This window comes from Seongchinamella unica, assembly GCF_004354085.1.
Taxonomy (GTDB): domain Bacteria; phylum Pseudomonadota; class Gammaproteobacteria; order Pseudomonadales; family Halieaceae; genus Halioglobus; species Halioglobus unicus.
On the sequence record NZ_SMSE01000001.1, the window covers coordinates 1,138,289 to 1,154,768 of the forward strand.

Annotated in this window: 17 protein-coding genes; 15 read left to right on the top strand and 2 right to left on the bottom strand. The window is 62.2% G+C overall.

Annotation, left to right across the window (positions count from 1 at the left end; translation table 11 throughout):
• Positions 1–123 precede the first annotated feature (123 nt).
• Positions 124–2,559 (top strand): penicillin-binding protein 1A, encoded by a 2,436-nt coding sequence (locus tag E2F43_RS04950; protein ID WP_133210175.1) that lies wholly within the window; start codon positions 124–126, stop codon positions 2,557–2,559.
• A 41-nt stretch (positions 2,560–2,600) separates the two neighbouring features.
• Here E2F43_RS04950 and E2F43_RS04955 read toward each other — a convergent pair whose 3' ends face one another.
• A complete protein-coding gene (locus E2F43_RS04955) occupies positions 2,601–3,446 on the bottom strand; it encodes a thermonuclease family protein (protein WP_133210177.1) in 846 nt (281 codons plus the stop codon).
• Between the two features lie 7 nt (positions 3,447–3,453).
• On the bottom strand, positions 3,454–3,672 hold the full coding sequence (gene rpmE / locus E2F43_RS04960) for a 50S ribosomal protein L31 (RefSeq protein ID WP_133210179.1): 219 nt from the start codon (positions 3,670–3,672) through the stop codon (positions 3,454–3,456).
• 290 nt (positions 3,673–3,962) lie between these two features.
• Between rpmE and E2F43_RS04965 the strand changes: the two genes are divergently transcribed.
• From E2F43_RS04965 to tatC, 14 genes are all read left to right on the top strand, one after another.
• Complete coding sequence (locus E2F43_RS04965; protein ID WP_133210181.1) at positions 3,963–6,152, top strand: primosomal protein N'; 2,190 nt, start codon at positions 3,963–3,965, stop codon at positions 6,150–6,152.
• Positions 6,153–6,280: 128 nt separating this feature from the next.
• Positions 6,281–7,966: an arginine--tRNA ligase gene (gene argS, locus E2F43_RS04970; protein WP_133210183.1), complete on the top strand. Its 1,686-nt coding sequence runs from the start codon at positions 6,281–6,283 to the stop codon at positions 7,964–7,966.
• A 3-nt stretch (positions 7,967–7,969) separates the two neighbouring features.
• Positions 7,970–8,548, top strand: coding sequence for an SPOR domain-containing protein (locus E2F43_RS04975; protein ID WP_133210185.1), 579 nt, complete (start codon positions 7,970–7,972; stop codon positions 8,546–8,548).
• 431 nt (positions 8,549–8,979) lie between these two features.
• Positions 8,980–9,519, top strand: coding sequence for an ATP-dependent protease subunit HslV (hslV, locus tag E2F43_RS04980; protein WP_133210187.1), 540 nt, complete (start codon positions 8,980–8,982; stop codon positions 9,517–9,519).
• A gap of 9 nt (positions 9,520–9,528) precedes the next feature.
• Entirely contained in the window at positions 9,529–10,851 is a 1,323-nt protein-coding gene (hslU, locus tag E2F43_RS04985; RefSeq protein WP_133210189.1) for an ATP-dependent protease ATPase subunit HslU, read from the top strand.
• Positions 10,852–10,860: 9 nt separating this feature from the next.
• Positions 10,861–11,253: a gamma-butyrobetaine hydroxylase family protein gene (locus E2F43_RS04990; RefSeq protein ID WP_133210191.1), complete on the top strand. Its 393-nt coding sequence runs from the start codon at positions 10,861–10,863 to the stop codon at positions 11,251–11,253.
• Between the two features lie 63 nt (positions 11,254–11,316).
• Positions 11,317–12,066 (top strand): bifunctional demethylmenaquinone methyltransferase/2-methoxy-6-polyprenyl-1,4-benzoquinol methylase UbiE, encoded by a 750-nt coding sequence (gene ubiE, locus E2F43_RS04995; protein ID WP_133210193.1) that lies wholly within the window; start codon positions 11,317–11,319, stop codon positions 12,064–12,066.
• Between the two features lie 2 nt (positions 12,067–12,068).
• A complete protein-coding gene (locus E2F43_RS05000) occupies positions 12,069–12,716 on the top strand; it encodes a ubiquinone biosynthesis accessory factor UbiJ (RefSeq protein WP_133210195.1) in 648 nt (215 codons plus the stop codon).
• Between the two features lies 1 nt (position 12,717).
• A complete protein-coding gene (ubiB, locus tag E2F43_RS05005; protein ID WP_133210197.1) occupies positions 12,718–14,361 on the top strand; it encodes a ubiquinone biosynthesis regulatory protein kinase UbiB in 1,644 nt (547 codons plus the stop codon).
• 36 nt (positions 14,362–14,397) lie between these two features.
• Positions 14,398–14,790 (top strand): phosphoribosyl-AMP cyclohydrolase, encoded by a 393-nt coding sequence (hisI, locus tag E2F43_RS05010; RefSeq protein ID WP_133210198.1) that lies wholly within the window; start codon positions 14,398–14,400, stop codon positions 14,788–14,790.
• A complete protein-coding gene (locus E2F43_RS05015) occupies positions 14,790–15,122 on the top strand; it encodes a phosphoribosyl-ATP diphosphatase (RefSeq protein WP_133210200.1) in 333 nt (110 codons plus the stop codon). Before hisI ends, E2F43_RS05015 begins: the two co-directional genes overlap by 1 nt.
• Before the next feature lie 30 nt (positions 15,123–15,152).
• Positions 15,153–15,365, top strand: a complete 213-nt coding sequence (gene tatA, locus E2F43_RS05020) for a twin-arginine translocase TatA/TatE family subunit (protein ID WP_133210202.1) — start codon at positions 15,153–15,155, stop codon at positions 15,363–15,365.
• Between the two features lie 10 nt (positions 15,366–15,375).
• Complete coding sequence (tatB, locus tag E2F43_RS05025) at positions 15,376–15,705, top strand: Sec-independent protein translocase protein TatB (protein WP_133210204.1); 330 nt, start codon at positions 15,376–15,378, stop codon at positions 15,703–15,705.
• The gene (tatC, locus tag E2F43_RS05030) at positions 15,702–16,460 is read left to right on the top strand and encodes a twin-arginine translocase subunit TatC (protein WP_133210206.1); all 759 of its coding nucleotides are present in this window, start codon (positions 15,702–15,704) and stop codon (positions 16,458–16,460) included. The genes tatB and tatC overlap by 4 nt, the downstream gene beginning before the upstream one ends.
• Positions 16,461–16,480 lie beyond the last annotated feature (20 nt).

Genomic DNA, 16,480 nt, shown 5'->3' on the forward strand with positions numbered 1-16,480 from the left:
ATTAATTAGAAGGTATAACACAGTCTGATATATATCCAAGTCAAAAAAGGCATATAATTACCAAACGCATACCCGCCCCTTCTTTTAACAGTAATACAAGCCACTGTTTTGTAAAGAGATTAAATGAGCTTTCTCCACTTTCTTGTTCGTTCAGCTATTTTAGGGCTGTTTGGCGCCCTCTGGCTGATCGCAGGCGTCTATCTTTACCTCAGCCCCAACCTCCCCGACGTGGAGACATTGCGGGACGTAAAACTGCAAACCCCCATGCGGGTTTACACCCGCGAAGGAGACCTGATCGGCCAGTTCGGCGAGCAGAAACGCAGCCCACTGCCCTACGATGAAATTCCGGACCAGTTCGTGAAGGCGCTGCTGGCGGCGGAGGATGACAGTTTTTTCCAGCATCGGGGCATCGACATCATGGGCCTGGCCAGGGCGGTATCGGAACTGGTGCTTACCGGGCAAAAGGGCTCAGGGGGCAGCACCCTGACCATGCAGGTGGCGCGCAATTATTTTCTCAGCCTTGAACGCACCTTCATGCGCAAGTTCAACGAGATTCTGCTGGCCATCGAGATCGAGCGGGCGCTGGATAAAACGGAGATTTTTGAACTCTATTTCAACCGCGTGTTCCTGGGCCACCGGGCGTACGGTTTCGAGGCCGCGGCACAGGTTTACTATGGCAAGGGCATTGCCGAACTCAGCCTGGCCCAGCACGCCATGCTGGCGGGCATTCCCAAGGCACCTTCCCGCAATAACCCGGTCAGCGGCCCGGAGGCTGGCCGGGAACGACGCAACTGGATCGCCGGCCGAATGCTGGAGCTGGGCTATATCACCCGCGAGGCGTACCAGCAGGTGTTGACGGAGCCGGTTACCGCCGAACTCCATGGCGCACAGATTTCCTTCGCCGCCCACTACGCCGCCGAGATGACCCGCCAGGCGATGCTGGATCGCTACGGCATGGGTGCCTATAACGACGGCTACCATGTGTACACAACCATCAGCAGCGAACTGCAGCAGTTGGCGAAGGAAGCGCTCATAAACGGCCTGCTCACCTATGACCGCCGGCACGGCTACCGTGGTCCGGAGCAGCGCTGGCCGATCAAGGAGGGCGACGCCACCGATCCCATCGCGCGCTGGGGCGACAAACTGGCCAAGATTCCGGTTATCGCCGGCCAGCAGCCGGCGGTGGTCACCGACATTCTCGAGGACCGCGTCTCGCTGCTGCTCAGTGACGGCAGTTCCGACGAACTGCTGTGGGAAAACGGGATGTCAGAAGCCCGACCCTACATCACGGAAAACTCCCGGGGTCAGCCACCGGAAGCTCCGGCAGACCTGTTCCAGCCCGGCGACCTGATACGCCTGGTGCGCAACGAGCAGCAGCTCTGGCAACTGGCCCAGGTACCTGCGGCCCAGGGCGCCCTGGTTTCACTCAACCCTGACAATGGCGCCATCATCAGTGTGGTCGGTGGCATGGGATTCGAGCTGAGCAAATTCAACCGGGCAACCCAGGCCATGCGGCAGCCGGGCTCCAACTTCAAGCCCTTCCTCTACGCCGCAGCGCTGGAAGCGGGCTTTACCGCCGCCAGCATCATCAATGATGCGCCGGTGGTCATGGAAGACCGGTCCCTGGAGGATATCTGGCGGCCAGAAAATGACGGCGGCGTATTCCACGGACCCACCCGCCTGCGCTGGGCGCTTACCAAGTCTCGTAACCTGGTGTCCATCCGGCTGCTGCAACAGCTCGGCACCGGCGAGCTGATCAGGGCGATTGATCGCTACGGCTTCGACACCGCGGACATGTCACCCGACCTGTCCCTTGCCCTGGGCACCCATGCGATGAGCCCGCTGGAAGTGGCGACAGGCTATGCCATGCTCGCCAACGGCGGGTTCCGGGTAGAACCCTACCTGATCGACCGGGTGGAAAACCTCGACCGACAGGCGATATACCAGGCCAGGCCACTCACTGTTTGCAGGGACTGCGATGAAAAACCAGTCACCGGTGGGGCGCAAGAGCTGAGTATGGAAGAGATCCTGGCGGCGGATAACGACCGGGACGAAGCCATGCCGGCGGCCCCACGGGTCATGGAGGAACGCGCCAACTTCATCATCAACAGTATTCTCCAGGATGTGATCACCCGCGGCACCGGGCGCCGGGCGCTGGTGCTGGAACGCAAGGACGTGGCTGGCAAGACCGGCACCACCAACGGGCCCATGGATGCATGGTTCTCCGGCTACAACCGCGATGTCGTCACCACCACCTGGGTGGGCTTCGACAACTACACCCCGCTGGGTCGGCGCGAATTCGGCGGCACAGCAGCACTGCCGATCTGGATTGACTACATGCGGACTGCGCTCGAAAACAGCCCGGACCAGCAGCGGCCGCTGCCCCCCGGGGTGGTCAATGTCCGCATCGACCCCGATACCGGCATGCTCGCGGGTTCGCGGCAGAAAAATGCGATATTCGAGTACTTCCGTGAGGAGAACGTGCCGCGCCAGGGGACAGACGGCGCGGAGGCGGGGGGCAGCCAGGGCACAGGCGACCTGGTCAGGGATATATTTTAGGGCTCGCTGCGAGCGACAGGCAATGCCCCCCGACCGGACTGTCAGTCAACCGGCTGCAGCATGGTCGGGTGATCGAGGTTCAGCATCCACCAGCCGCCACTCATCGGGATCAGCCAGCCGCGCACTTCCACCATGGCGCCTTCCAGTGCACGCAGTTGCCGGCGCGAAAACCGGCCCTGGTCATCTGCGTCTATTTTCACTCCCAGCTTACCCCCCAACTGCAACCACCAGCCATTGTCCTTGAACGAGACCCGGGTCACCCGGTCCCTGACGATATGAAACCCCGCCGCTCCCTGCGACAGGTCGGCCATCGCCCGGGGGTAAAATGCCGGCTCCGCCCAGAGGCCCAGGCCCTGCCGCCGCGCTGTGCGCTCCACTGAGGCGAGGCAAGCCGCGAGCGCCAGGTTGGGGGCTATGGCCACATGAAACCCCATTCCACTGGCGATCAAGCGGGCCGAGAGGCTGTTGCCCCGGCCATCAAAGGCATACGCCAACAACCGGTGATAGCGGTCGCGCCGGTCCTCCGCCGGCCGCAGCCAAACGGTCCTGTCCGGCCCCAGCAGGTCTTCCAGCGCTACCCGTGCTGCCTGCGCCAGCGGTTCATCTGCACGACCACCACGTCCTATTTCCGCCGTGTTCACGCCAACCAGGCGCACGCTTTCGCCATCGGCGAGACGCAGGGTATCACCGTCGATGACCACGGCGACCGAATGGCGCTGAAGCGCAGCCGTATCCGCCTGACAGGCGCCAGACGGCGGCGCGGGACGCGCGACGACACCCGCGCCGGGGCCATCACCGCGGGAACAGCCCGCGGCCAGCAGGCATAAAAAAAGCGCCAGTCCGGAGAGGAGCTGGCGCTTTCTGGATTCTGCGACGCGGGGCCGCATGCCATGCCTAGCGCTTGGCGCCGCCACGGTTGCCAAAACGCTGCTTGAAACGGTCCACTCGGCCGCCGGAGTCAACGATCTTCTGCTTGCCGGTGAAGAAGGGGTGGCACTGGGAGCACACGTCCACGTGAAAATCTTTACACAGGGTGGAACGGGTCTCGATCGTGTTGCCGCAACTGCAGGTAGCTGTCACAGTCTCGTACTTGGGATGGATCTCTGCTTGCATGGTATAGCTCCTTACATTGACGTCGCCACCCGATCTCCTGCCGGGCACCACGTCTGGTTACTGGAGTCTGCCGCCCAGCCCGGCCGGCCTGTTACGCCAACCTGACCGAACAGGGTCCAGGGAAAAAATAGGCGCGCATCTTACCAGACACAGCGGGATTGGCAAGCGCCCTGATTGGTGCTATTGCACCCCGGTGGGCACTGGTCACGGCGCTGGCAAACCCCCGTGGCCCGCCGGTGGCATTGATTGCTACACTTGCCTCCTCTCAGCAATCACCCCCAAGGGGCCCCATGCCCGTACTGCGACTGGCCATTCCCACGCCCCTGCGCACCCTGTTCGACTACCTGCCTCCCACCGATGCACCCGCTGGCAAGCTGGTGCCGGGTATCAGGCTGCAGGTTCCCTTCGGCAGGCGGGAGGTGACCGCTTACCTGGTAGAGGTCGTCGAAAACAGCGACCTTGACCCCCAGGCCATCAAACAGGCCATTCGCGTACTTGACCCCGAGCCATTGCCAGCACCCGCTGTACTGGCGCTCTGCGCCTGGGCTGCCAACTACTACCAGCATCCGCCGGGAGAGGTCTACCAGGCCGCTTATCCCCGGGCGCTGCGCAAGGGAGCGCTTCATAAAGGCCATGCAGAACCCGGCTGGCAGCTCACCACACGCGGCAAGGGGCTACCTCACGGGGCCCTGGCCCGCTCACCGAAACAGTCGCGTGCCCTGGCCCTGCTGCAGGCGTCGGGACAGGTCGCAACAGCGGGCCTGAAAGCGGCGGATATCGGGCCCGCCATCCTGCGGGCGCTGGAGCAGAAAGGCCTCGCCAAGCGCTGCGAGCTGACAGCGACGCCAGTTGCAGCCAGTGCGGCCAGCGGCCTGGTGCTGAACCCGGAGCAGGCCGGCGCCATGCAGCAGATCCTCGACGCGGGCACGGGGTTCAGCTGTCAGCTGCTGGAAGGTGTTACCGGTAGCGGTAAAACCGAAGTTTACCTGCAACTGATCGCAGACTGCCTGCAGCGAGGTCGGCAGGCACTGGTGCTGATCCCGGAAATCGGGCTGACCCCCCAGACCCTGGCTCGCTTCCGCGATCGCTTCCAGGCAGAGATTGCGGTACTCCATTCCGGCCTGAGTGATCGCCAGCGCTACCGGGCCTGGGAGGCGGCCCGCTCGGGGGCGGCTCACATTATCATCGGCACCCGCTCCGCGGTGTTCACTTCTCTGGCCAGGCCCGGTCTCATCGTGGTGGATGAGGAACACGACGCTTCCTATAAACAGCAGGACGGTTTCCGCTATTCCGCCCGGGATGTGGCGGTAAAACGCGGCCAGCTGGAAAACTGTCCGGTGGTACTCGGCAGCGCTACTCCCTCGCTGGAGAGCCTGCACAACGCCCTGCAGGGCCGCTACGGTCACCAGCGCCTGCTGCAACGGGCCGGCACCAGCGAGCTGCCGCAGCTGCGCGCTATTGATATCCGTCACACCCCGCTGGAATCCGGGTTTTCGGAAGCCCTGGTGCAGGCGATAGCTCAGGCACTGGCAGCGGGCCGCCAGGCCCTGTTGTTCCTCAACCGGCGCGGCTATGCCCCCACAGTGCAATGCCACGATTGCGGCTGGATTGCCGATTGCCGGGAATGCGATGCCCGGCTGACCCTGCACCGCCGACAGCGGCGCCTGCGCTGCCACCACTGCGGTGCCAGTCAGCCCCTGCCCCGGCACTGCCCGGAGTGCCGGAGTGAGCAGTTACTATCGCTGGGACTGGGAACGGAAAAGGCCGAGGACTTCCTGCGTCAACGGTTTCCAGGGGTGCCCGTTTACCGCGTGGACAGTGATTCCATGCAGGGCAGGGAGTCCATGGCGGCACTGGTCGGACAGGTAAATGCCGGCGAACCCTGCATCCTCCTGGGCACCCAGATGTTGACCAAGGGGCATCACTTCCCGGCGGTATCGCTGGTCGGGGTGCTCGACCTGGACGGTATGCTGTTCAGCACCGACTTCCGGGGCGAGGAGCGCTGCGCCCAACTGCTCACCCAGGTCGCCGGCAGAGCCGGGCGCGCCGAGGCTGCTGGAACCGTGCTGCTGCAAACCCACCACCCGGAGCACCCCACCCTGCGGGCCATGCTCTCCCTGGATTATCACCAGCAGGCCCTGGCGATGCTGGAAGCGCGGGAGCAGTCGCGGCTGCCGCCCCGGGGACAGTTGCTGCTGGTGCGCACCGACTGCCAGGATGCCGACTGCGGCGAGCAGTTTTTGCGCGACCTGCGCCAGAACTGCCAGGACCAGTTACCCCCGGGGGTTGAACTGATCGGCCCGCTACCCGCGCCGATGCAGCGCCGGGCCGGGCGCTTTCGCAGCCAGCTGCTGGTCCACTGCGACCAGCGCCGGCACTCGCAGCAGGCGGCTCGCCTGCTGGTGGCGCAGGCCCAGGTACTGCCGGCGCGCAAGGGACTCAAATGGTCACTGGATGTGGACCCCCAGGATATGTTCTGACACAGCCCTGTGATGCCCGATGGGGCCAGGGGCCCCGAAACTGGCTATCAACGGTGTATCCGGGGATAATACGCCCACGCGACCCGGCCAGGCCGGGCCCTCGAGACAACTCAGGTAACTCTCCCCAGATGAAGCAAGAGATCACCCAGCTGATAGAACAGGCGCTGGATGCACTGGTGGCACAAGGCCACCTGCCCGACGATACCCAGCCCCGCGTGCAGATTGACCGGACCCGCGACAAAAGCCATGGCGACCTGGCCAGCAATATCGCCCTCACCCTGGCGAAGGCCGCGGGTATGAAACCGCGGGAGCTGGCCACACTGATCTGCGAGTCCCTGCCGGCATCAGGGCTGGTGGCCCACACCGAAATTGCCGGGCCCGGTTTCATCAACTTCTTCCTCAGCGACAGCAGCAACCAGGCCATCGTGCGCACTGTGCTCGAGCGGGGCGACAGTTTCGGACACAGCGACACTGGCGCCGGGCGCCGGGTGCAGGTGGAATTTGTTTCCGCCAACCCAACCGGTCCCCTGCATGTCGGTCACGGGCGCGGCGCGGCGGTGGGCGACAGCATCTGTCGGCTGCTCGCGGCTACCGGTTGGGAGGTCGCCAGCGAGTTCTACTACAATGACGCCGGTGCCCAGATCGACAACCTGGCGCGTTCAGTGCAGGCCCGCTGCCAGGGCCTGGAACCCGACAGTACCGAATGGCCGGAGGACGGTTACCGGGGCGACTATATCGCCGAGGTGGCCAGGTCATACCTGGCCGGTGACACCATCGACGCCGAGGATCGGCATGTCACCGGCGCCGCCGATGCAGACAACCTGGAGGCCATACGCAAATTTGCGGTTGCCTATCTGCGACGGGAGCAGGATCTGGACCTGAAGGCTTTCGGCGTTCATTTCGACCTGTATTTCCTGGAGTCCTCGCTCTATGACAGCGGCGCCGTGGAGACAACCGTGGAGCGGCTGATCGCCAACGGCCATACCTACGAGCAGGACGGGGCCCTGTGGCTTCGCACCACCGAGTTCGGCGACGACAAGGACCGGGTAATGCGCAAGAGCGATGGCGGCTATACCTATTTCCTGCCGGACGTCGCCTATCACCTGAACAAGTGGCAGCGCGGCTTCAAGCGGGTGATCAACGAACAGGGCGCAGACCACCACAGCACGGTCACCCGGGTCCGGGCGGGGTTGCAGGCACTGGAACAGGGTATCCCTGAAGGCTGGCCCGACTACGTTCTGCACCAGATGGTCACCGTGATGCGCGATGGTGAGGAGGTCAAGATCTCCAAGCGGGCCGGCAGCTATGTCACCCTGCGAGACCTGATCGACGAGGTCGGCCGGGACGCAACACGCTATTTCCTGGTGGCCAGGGGACCCTCGTCCCAGTTGACCTTCGACATCGACCTGGCCCTGTCGCAGAGCAACGACAATCCGGTGTACTACATCCAGTACGCCCATGCCCGGGTTTGCTCAATCATGCGCAAACTGGCCCAGCAGGGCGACACCTGGACCGTCGACAGCGGGCTGGGCAGCCTGGAACGACTCACCGAGGAACACGAAAAAGCCCTGCTGCGCAGGCTGGACCAGTTCCCGGAAGTGGTCGCCAGCGCCGCAGCCGCCTCTGAACCGCATACCGTGGCCAACTACCTGCGGGAACTGGCCGGCGAATTTCACGCCTGGTACAACGCCCACAAGACCCTGGTGGATGACAAACCCCTGCGCGACGCCCGCCTGGCCCTGTCCGAGGCAGTGCGCCAGACCATTCGCAACGGCCTGGACCTGCTGGGCGTATCCGCCCCGGAGTCCATGTAAGACATGGGCAGGGACTACGCCAAAACGGGCAAAAGCGGACGCAAGCATCCCCCGGCGAGCAAGAAAACAGCGGCCCGCGGGCGCAACACCAATCCTCAGGGAAGCAGCGGCTGGCGCTGGTACGGTGCCGGGGTAATCACCGGTGTTTTCCTCAGTTTCCTCGCCTACCTTGGCAGCCTCCCTCCGACAGAGGCCCCGGGCGCCGGGGGCCACACCACCCCCGCAGCGGAAGAACCGGCACCGCCGAAACCTCGCTTCGATTTTTACACCATGCTGCCAGAGCAGAGCCTGGAGGAAGAGCCGCCGGCCAGTGAACCGGCCCGGCCATCGGCCTCTGCTGCCCCGCGGGAATACTACCTGTTACAGGCGGGGTCCTTCCGCCAGCGGGAGGACGCGGATCGGCGCCGGGCTGAATTGCTGCTGCTGGGACTGGAACCGGCGATCGAGGAGAGTAATGGCGAGAACGGCCGCTGGTTCCGGGTCTACCTCGGGCCCTTCGACTCCCGCTCAAAGATGTCCAAAGCCCGCAGCCTGACGGCAGCGCAGAATATCGACACCTTGTTGTTGAAGCGCGGCGGTTGATGCCAGTTAGTAACTAACCACCGGTCTGCGGGGCTGTATCTCCCTTCCCGGGACCGCCAAAAAGCGTACGTCCATGTACAGGCTCGGCCTCGGGCGTCCCTGCCCTCGGACGCCCCGGGAAGGGAGATACAGCCCCACAGCCCTCCGTCAGCTCCATAATCGCCTCTCTGGCGGGTGATCAGTATCGATGAGCGTTTCGACGAAATGCCCCAGGTCAAATGTGTGTATCTGGCAGAGGTCCGGAGAGTTGAAGGATCTTTTCCGGGGCGTCGGACGACAGGACGTCGTCCGCCGAGCCTGTACATGGACGTACGCTTTTTGGCGGTCCCGGAAAAGATCCTTCAACTGTCCGGACCGTGTAGCTTGAAAGAACCTTGAATCCCGGATATTCGACCCCATATCCGACAAACGACACAGGAGATCCTCCCACCATGGAACAATACAGAGGCACGACCATACTCTCGGTCCGCCGCGGCAACAGCGTGGTCATCGGCGGCGACGGCCAGGTTTCCATGGGTAATACCGTGATGAAAGGCAACGCGCGGAAAGTGCGACGCCTGCACAAGGACCAGGTGCTGGCGGGGTTCGCCGGCGGCACCGCCGATGCATTTACCCTGTTCGAGCTGTTTGAAGCCCAACTGGACAAACACCAGGGCCACCTGGTGCGGGCAGCGGTTGAGCTGGCCAAGGCCTGGCGCACCGAGCGTGCCCTGCGCCAGCTGGAGGCGCTGCTGGCCGTGGCCGACAAGGAAACCTCACTGATCATCACCGGTAACGGCGATGTCATCGAACCGGAAGACAACCTGATTGCCATCGGCTCCGGTGGCCCCTTTGCCCAGTCCGCCGCCCGCGCGCTGCTGGACAATACGGACCTCGACGCCCGCACCGTGGTTGAGAAAGGCCTGGCTATTGCCGGCGACATCTGTATTTACACCAACCACAACCGCACCATCGAAGAACTGACTTTTTAGGCTGTACCCATGTCAAACATGACCCCCCGGGAAATCGTCTCGGAACTCGACCAACACATCATCGGCCAGGACGAAGCAAAGCGAGCGGTGGCCATTGCCCTGCGCAACCGCTGGCGACGCATGCAGCTGCCGGAAGAGCTGCGGGCGGAAATCACCCCCAAGAACATCCTCATGATCGGCCCCACCGGCGTGGGCAAGACCGAAATCGCCCGCCGGCTGGCCAGGCTTGCGGCGGCCCCCTTCGTCAAGGTAGAGGCCACCAAGTTCACCGAGGTCGGCTATGTAGGCCGGGACGTGGAGTCCATCATCCGCGACCTCGTGGATACCTCGATCAAGATGATGCGGGAGCAGGAAATATCGCGAGTGCGCTTTCGGGCCGAGGAAGCGGCGGAAGAACGCATTCTGGATATACTGCTGCCGCCGGCGCGTGACAGCGAGGGCAGTACCGGCGAGAGTACCCGGCAGCTGCTGCGCAAGAAACTGCGCGAAGGTGACCTGGACGACAAGGAAATCGAGGTCGAGGTGACCGCGCCCGCCATGGGCATGGAGATCATGGCCCCGCCCGGCATGGAAGAAATGACCAATCAGCTACAAAGCATGTTTTCCAACATGTCCCGTGGCCAGCGCAAGACCCAGAAAATGCCGGTCAAGGCGGCCTTCGCCGCGCTCTGTGACGAGGAGGCGGCGAAGATGGTCAACGAGGACGAGCTCAAGCAAAAAGCGGTGGAAGCAGCCGAGCAGAATGGCATCGTGTTCATCGACGAACTGGACAAGGTCGCCAAGCGCAGCGAGGGTGCCGGCGCCGACGTCTCCCGCGAGGGCGTGCAACGGGATCTGTTACCGCTGATTGAGGGCTCCACTGTCTCTACCAAGCACGGCATGATCAAGACCGACCATATCCTGTTCATCGCCTCCGGCGCCTTCCACCTGGCCAGGCCGTCGGACCTGATCCCGGAACTGCAAGGGCGGCTGCCCATTCGGGTAGAACTGAATGCCCTGGGGCCGGAAGACTTCGAGCGCATTCTCACCGAGCCCAATGCCTCACTGACCGAACAATACCAGGCCTTGCTGGCCACAGAGGGGCTGCAGGTGGAGTTCACCCGGGACGGGCTGCGGCGGATTGCCGAAACAGCCTGGCAGGTCAACGAAAAAACCGAAAACATCGGCGCTCGTCGCCTGCACACGGTGATGGAGCGCCTGCTGGAAAAAGCCTCTTTCAGTGCCGCCGATGCCGGTGTTTCCAGCAACCAACTGCTCGTGGATGCCCATTACGTCAATCAGCAACTGGAAGCGCTGAGCGCCGACGAAGACCTGTCGCGCTTCATCCTCTAGGAGAGTGACGTGAGCACCGGCCCGATACCGACTGACATCCAGCTTCACACTCGCTCCCGGGAGCTGGAACTGACCTATCCCGAGGGCGAACACTATCACCTGAGCTGCGAATACCTCCGGGTTTACTCGCCTTCGGCGGAGGTCAAGGGTCACGGACCGGGACAGGAGGTGCTGCAAACGGGGAAACTCAAGGTCGCCATAAAGGCCATCCGCCCCGTGGGCAACTACGCCCTGCAACTGGTTTTCGACGACGGTCACGACACCGGGCTCTATTCCTGGGATTACCTCTATCAGCTGTGCACGGAACAGGAAGCCAACTGGCAGGACTACCTGAACAGGATGGCAGCCGCCGGCGAGGCACGCGACCCCGATGTACAGGTTGTAAAATTAGGTCACCCCTAAACCACCAGCCACACTGACCGCGGGGCCACATCGCGTTACAATGGCGCGTTCCCAGGAGGGCCCATGAGCGAAAAAGACACCACCCACTTCGGCTATAAAGAAGTCGACAAACAGGCCAAGGCCGGCATGGTCGCGGATGTATTCCACTCCGTGGCTTCCCGTTACGACTTGATGAACGACCTCATGTCAGGCGGCGTACACCGGATCTGGAAGCGCTTTACCATCGAACTGTCGGGTGTGCGTAAAGGCAACGCGGTACTCGACATTGCCGGTGGCACCGGCGACCTGGCCGCCAGGTTTTCGCGTATCGTCGGCCCCGAGGGGCGGGTGGTGCTGGCCGACATCAATGACTCGATGCTCAGGGTCGGCAGGGACAAGCTGCTCGATAATGGCCAGTGTGCCAACATCGAATTCGTCCAGGCAGACGCCCAGTTCCTGCCTTTTCCGGACGACTCCTTCGACTGCATCACCATCGCCTTCGGCCTGCGTAACGTCACCGAAAAAGAGACCGCACTGCGTTCCATGCTGCGGGTGTTGAAGCCCGGGGGGCGCCTGCTGGTACTGGAGTTTTCCAAGCCCGACAACGAGCTGCTCAGCAAGGCCTACGATACCTATTCTTTCCGCGTACTTCCGCTAATGGGCCGGCTGGTGGCCAATGACTCCGAGAGTTACCAATACCTGGCCGAGTCCATCCGCATGCACCCGGATCAGGAGACGCTCAAGGAAATGATGGAAGACGCCGGATTCGGCCGGGTGGAGTTTCACAATATGACCGGGGGTATCGTCGCCCTGCACAAGGGCATTAAGGCCTGAGTATGGCGGGCGCGATCAACCCCACCCTCCATACCGCCGGGCTGGCAGCGGCGGAGACTGCGCTCAACCGGGCCCTGGAGCTGGCGCCAGCAGGAGCAGGCCGGCTGGGTCAGCTGGACGATTGTGTCTTTGCCCTGCACTGTACGGCACCGGAGCTGGATGTCTACCTGCAACCCGACGGCCGGCACATCCGGCTGATGGGGATTTACGATGGGCCGGTTACCACCTCCATCCGCGGCAAGGCCTCAGACTTTGCCGAGCTGGCAACCGCTGGCGATCCCGCCGCCGCGTTGATCAATGGCAACCTGGAACTGCACGGCGACAGCGCGCCACTGCTGGAGTTGCAGTCCATCCTGGCGCAGCTGGATGTGGACTGGGAAGCACCACTGGTCAGCGCCCTGGGTGATGTCGCTGGTCACCAGCTGGCGCAGTTCCTGCGCGACAGTTTCAACTGGGGCAAACAGGCGTCGGCCAGTTTCAGCCGCCAGCTTGAAGAATTCATTCACGAGGAGGCCCGGCTCTGCCCGCCCAAACTGGAACTGGAAGATTTCTACCGGGACGTCCAGGATCTCGGCCTGCGGGTGGATCGCTTGCAGTCCAGGGCGGCGCGGCTGCGGAAAAAGCTACGCCAGCAGTCGGCAAAAGCCTGATATGTCCCGCGCCCTTCGCCTGCTGAAAATTTCCCGTACCATCGGACGCTACCGACTGGATGAGTTCATAGACACCAGTAATCTGCGGCCACAGCTGCGCTGGGCCTTGCGGCTTTCTCCCTGGCGACTGAAGGGGGCGCCCGATCTTCCCCGCGGGGTGCGGTTGCGCAAGTCCCTCGAGGAACTGGGGCCGGTATTCATCAAGTTCGGGCAGATGCTATCCACCCGCAGGGATCTGCTGCCGGAGGACATCGCCGACGAACTGGCCATGCTCCAGGACCAGGTGCCCCCTTTTCCGGGAGAGCAGGCCATCGCCATCATTGAGAGTGAGCTGGGGCGGCCGGTCGACGAACTCTTTGCCAGCTTTGAGCCGAGCCCCATGGCTTCCGCGTCTGTCGCCCAGGTTCATGCCGCGCGACTGCACAGCGGCGAGGACGTCGTGGTCAAGGTGGTTCGTCCCGACATCAACCCGGTGATCCGCCAGGACCTGGCGCTTATGTTCTCGCTGGCAAAACTGGTGGAGCGTTACCTGCCCGACGGCAAACGATTGCGGCCGGTGGAAGTGGTGCGGGACTACGAACTGATTATTCTCGACGAGCTGGACCTGAATCGCGAGGCGGCAAATGCCTCCCAGCTGCGGCGTAACTTCGAAGACGGCAAGCTGGTCTACGTACCCCAGGTGCACTGGGACTACACCTGCAGGAACGTCTTCACCATGGAACGCATCAGCGGCATCCCGGTCACCGACCTGGACACCCTGCGGGCCAGAGAGGTGGACCTCAAGCTGCTTGCCGAACGGGGCGTCGAGATCTTCTTCACCCAGGTGCTGCGCGACAGTTTCTTCCATGCGGACATGCACCCTGGAAATATATTCGTCGATGCCAGTGATCCGGCGGACCCGACGTACATCGCCGTTGATTGTGCCATCATTGGTGCCCTGTCGGAGTCCGACCAGTACTACCTGGCCCGTAACCTGCTGGCTATTTTCCGCCGCGATTACCACGAGGTTGCCCAACTGCACGTGGAGTGTGGCTGGGTGCCGCCTGATACCCGGGTCCAGGATTTCGAATCCGCCATGCGCGCGGTCTGCGAACCCGTATTCGAGCGGCCGATCAGTCAAATTTCCTTTGGCCAGCTGTTAATCTACCTGTTCAAGACGGCCCGGCGGTTTGACATGGAGGTCCAGCCTTCGCTGGTCCTGCTGCAGAAAACCCTGCTCAATATCGAGGGACTGGGGCGCCAGCTGTATCCCGATCTCAACCTCTGGGATACCGCCCAGCCATTCCTCGAGGAATGGGTTGCCGAGCGCTATTCGCCCCAGTCGATGCTGCGCAGGCTGCAACGCCACGCCCCCTCCTGGCTGGAACAGTTACCCCAGTTGCCCGACGTGGTGATGGACAACCTGCAACATGCACGCGAGCTGGAGCAGCGCTTTCATCAGCAACAGCAGCGCGCCCAGAAGCTGGCGGAGCAAGCCAGCATCAACACCCGTCGACGCCGGCGCCAGCTTGTGGCTGCGCTGGTCTGCGCGGCTGCCGCCATCAGCATGTTTCCCGGCGCCTGGCAACAACTGTCTTCAGCCCCCGCGATCAGCTGGGTGCTGGCCGGTGTTGGCCTGGCCCTGCTGTGGCCCCGGGAACCCTGAGCTGTGCCATAATGGGCAGTCCGCACGGTATACGCTATGAGTCTCAGTAAACACATTAAATGGAATGAAGCCGGCCTGGTGGCCGCGATCGCCCAGGACTGGGAAACCGGTGAGGTGCTGATGATGGCCTGGATGAATCCCGAAGCGCTGGATTTGACTCTGCGGGAACAGCGGGCCATTTACTACTCGCGTTCCCGTCAGGCGCTCTGGCGCAAGGGCGAGGAGTCTGGCAATGTGCAGCAACTCAGGGAGCTCCGCGTGGATTGCGATGGCGATACCGTGCTGTTGAAAGTCGAGCAGGTTGGGGGCATTGCCTGCCATACCGGACGTCGCAGCTGTTTCTATCGCCTGGCCGATAACAACGGTGAGCTCGTGGTGACTGATGAAGTGATCAGGGATCCAGCCGACATGTACGGAATAAAACGCTGATGAACGATATTCTGCAAGAGCTCGCCGGGATTCTGGAAGAGCGAAAATCGTCGGCCAATGCTGACACGTCCTATGTGGCAAGCCTGCACCAGAAAGGCCTCAACAAGATCCTCGAGAAAGTCGGGGAAGAGGCCACCGAGGCCATCATCGCCGCCAAGGAACTGCAGGCGGGAGGCAGCCGGGAGGCGGTAGTAGGTGAAGTTGCCGACCTGTGGTTTCACAGCATGATAATGCTGTCGCACCTGGACATCAGCCTGGACGAGATCGGCGCATGCCTGGCGGGCCGCTTCGGCATATCCGGGCTGGAAGAGAAAGCAAGCCGCGGGCAATAGGACCAAAAATTACTTGATACGGAGAACGTCATGGGAATAGGTGGCATAAGCGTCTGGCAGTTACTGATAATCCTGGCCATCGTGGTCATGCTGTTCGGCACCAAGCGACTGCGCACCCTGGGATCCGACCTCGGCAGCGCGGTCAAGGGATTCCGCAAGAGCATGGGTGAGGACGAATCAGCGGCCGAGAAAAAGGAAGCCGGAGACGACAGCTCTGAAAAGCCTGACGACAAAAATCGATAGTTGAGCAAACATGTTTGATATCGGATTTGCCGAACTCATTGTCATCGCGATAGTGGGCCTGCTGGTGGTCGGCCCGGAACGCCTGCCCGGTGCCATTCGTACCGGCAGCGCCTGGCTGGGTCGAATCAAGCGCGGCTTTAACGATATCAAGCGTGAAGTGCAACAGGAACTGCACAATGATGCAGTGATGCAGGAACTGAAAAGTACCCAACAGCAGCTCAGGGATGAAACGGCAGCCCTGCAGGAGCAGGTTCGCGGTGTGGTGGAGGAGGCCAGTCCGCTGCCAGAGACGAAAAAACGGCCTGAAGCGTCCGCCTCCGACGACAAAACAACCCCATGACCGAAACAGAATCCAACGATCAGCCGCTGCCGCTGGTCGCCCACCTGACCGAGTTACGGGATCGTCTCCTGCGCGCCCTGCTGTCGGTGCTGGTGGTGTTTATCTGCCTGTTTCCTTTTGCCAACGAAATTTACACCTTCGTCTCTGAACCCTTGCGCGAGTTACTTCCACCCGGGGCGACCATGATCGCCACCGAGGTCGCCTCGCCGTTTTTGACGCCCTTCAAACTCACCCTGGTGGCAGCGATTTTTATCGCCATTCCCTATATCCTGTTCCAGGCTTGGAGTTTCGTCGCTCCCGGCATGTACCGGCATGAGAAACGGTTCGCCATTCCCCTGCTGGCCTCCAGTGTCGCCCTGTTTTACCTGGGAGCCGCCTTCGCCTACTTCGTGGTGTTCCCGCTGATTTTTGCGTTTTTCACCAGCGTCGGGCCCGAGGGCATCACCATCATGACCGACATCAACAGCTACCTGAACTTCGTGCTCAAGCTGTTTTTCGCCTTCGGTATCGCCTTTGAAATCCCCATCGCAGCGATATTGATGATCTGGGCGGGTCTGACTACCGCCGAAGACCTGGCCAAAAAACGGCCCTACATTATCGTTGGCTGTTTTGTATTCGGCATGCTGCTGACCCCGCCGGATATTATTTCCCAGTCATTGCTGGCTGTGCCCATGTGGATTCTGTTTGAATTCGGGATCTTCTTTGGCAGGTTCCTGGAAAAAAACGCCACCGGCCCCGAAAGCGACAGCGTCTAGGGCATTCCACCTTATTGCGC